Annotated in this window: 2 protein-coding genes; both read left to right on the plus strand. The window is 36.3% G+C overall.

Annotation, left to right across the window (positions count from 1 at the left end):
* On the plus strand, positions 1-1,497 hold a 1,497-nt coding region (locus tag ACY65O_RS01160; RefSeq protein WP_462219013.1), incomplete at its 5' end, for an alanine--tRNA ligase-related protein.
* 89 nt (positions 1,498-1,586) lie between these two features.
* Positions 1,587-1,763: a hypothetical protein gene (locus ACY65O_RS01165; RefSeq protein ID WP_462219014.1), complete on the plus strand. Its 177-nt coding sequence runs from the start codon at positions 1,587-1,589 to the stop codon at positions 1,761-1,763.
* Positions 1,764-1,942: the final 179 nt, after the last annotated feature.

The following is a 1,942-nucleotide window of genomic DNA, read 5'->3' on the forward strand; positions in this document are numbered from 1 at the left end:
GTTGACGGTAAAACTGCTTTTGAATTATTAGATACTTTTGGATTTCCTATTGACTTGACAAAATTAGTAGCCGAAGAAAATGGTTTCAGTGTTGATGAAATAGCATTTGATATAGAAATGTGGGCACAAAAAAACCGTAGCCGTGCCGCAACAACTCTTGAGACAGGAGACTGGGCGAGTTCAGGTTATAATTTAGGGTTGAAAAGTTCCGATTCTGACATAATCCCTAGATTTTCTGGTCAAGATGATTATAAACAACAAAATGGTATTGAAACAAATTTGATAAAATATAGAAAGGTTAAGCAGAAGGATAAAACCTTAGCACAATTAGTCTTATTAGATACTCCTTTTTACGCTGAAAGCGGTGGACAAGTTGGTGATACTGGTTTTTTGTTTTTTGCAGAAGGCCCTTTTAATCCCATTAGAGTAATTGATACAAAAAAAGAAAATGGATTAATAATACATATTACCGAGGAATTACCATCAGATGAAGTATTAATTGGCGAAGGAATGGTAAGAGCTGTTATTGATATAGGAAGAAGAAGCCGCATTGCTGTTCATCACAGTGCAACCCATTTAATGCATGCTGCATTACGTAAAGTACTCGGCATACATGTAGCACAAAAAGGCAGTTTAGTAAATGAAGAACACCTGCGTTTTGATTTCAGTCATTTCGCAAAAATGACCGATGAAGAAATTAGCAAAGTAGAAAAATTAGTGAACGAAAAAATAAGGGCCAACATTCCTGTTGTAATTAAACAAATGAAAAAAGATGAAGCTGTTGCTTTAGGTGCTATGGCTTTGTTTGGAGAAAAATATGGCGATGTAGTTAGGGTTGTAATGATGGACCCCAATTATTCCATTGAACTTTGCGGCGGCACACATGTGGGCAGCACCGGCGAACTGGGATTATTTAAAATAAAAAGCGAAGGCGCAGTGGCTGCAGGTGTTCGCCGTATTGAAGCGATATGCGGTGTGGCAGCAGAAAGCTACGTTGCTAATTTATCAGCAACCATCAGCGAAATTGGCGGCCTTTTAAAAAATCCAAAAGATATTGGTAAGTCAATTGAAAATTTACAAAGTGAAAATGCTTCTCTAAAAAAACATATCGAAGCTTTAGAAGCTAGGCAATTGGTAATTATAAGAAATGAATTGTTACAAAAGGACGAGATCATCAACAACGTAACTTTTGTGGGAGAAATTATTGAAGTCAGCAGTGCCGATGCATTGAAAAAATTGTGTTTCGATTTAAAAAATAAACTGCACGACCATGTGGCTGTGCTTTGCGCCAATATTGATGGCAAACCATTTGTTGCCATTGGTATAAGCGATACAGTTGTTGCTGCAAAAAATTTAGATGCCGGAAAAATTATTAAAGAGCATATTGCCCCATTAATAAAAGGCGGCGGCGGCGGGCAAAAAAACCTGGCTACTGCCGGCGGGCAGGATGTAAGTGGTTTAAAGGCGGTGATTGAAAAAGTAAAATCTTTATTGTAGCCTGAAGCTCCAGCTTCCGGTTTTAAACGGATGGAAGCTGGAGCTTCCATATACAAAAGCAATTGAAAAGTTGAAATGATGATTGTAAAATGAGTAAATTTGATAAACTGATATTAAAATTATTATCCGGCACATCAGACACTAATTTTGATTTTACCAATTTAGTTTCTTTGCTGGAAAGATTTGGTTTTTCTGTACGGATAAAAGTCAGCCATCATATTTTTTCAAAGATGGTATTGATGAAATTATTAATCTTCAGCCTTTAAACAATAAAGCAAAAGCTTACCAGGTAAAACAGGTAAGAGAAATTTTAATAAAATATAAATTAGTTAATTCCAATGCAGACTAAATACGAAATAATAATTTACTGGAGTAAGGAAGATAATTTATTTATTGCCGAAGTTCCTGAACTGCCGGGTTGCAAAGCGGACGGCAACAGTTATGC

This window comes from Ferruginibacter sp. (assembly GCF_031430955.1).
In the GTDB taxonomy this organism is placed as follows: domain Bacteria; phylum Bacteroidota; class Bacteroidia; order Chitinophagales; family Chitinophagaceae; genus Ferruginibacter.

Bases quoted from the DNA above. Each gene is read 5' to 3' on its own strand.
- ACY65O_RS01165 (WP_462219014.1), top strand. From the start codon at position 1,587: ATGAGTAAATTTGATAAACTGATATTAAAATTATTATCCGGCACATCA.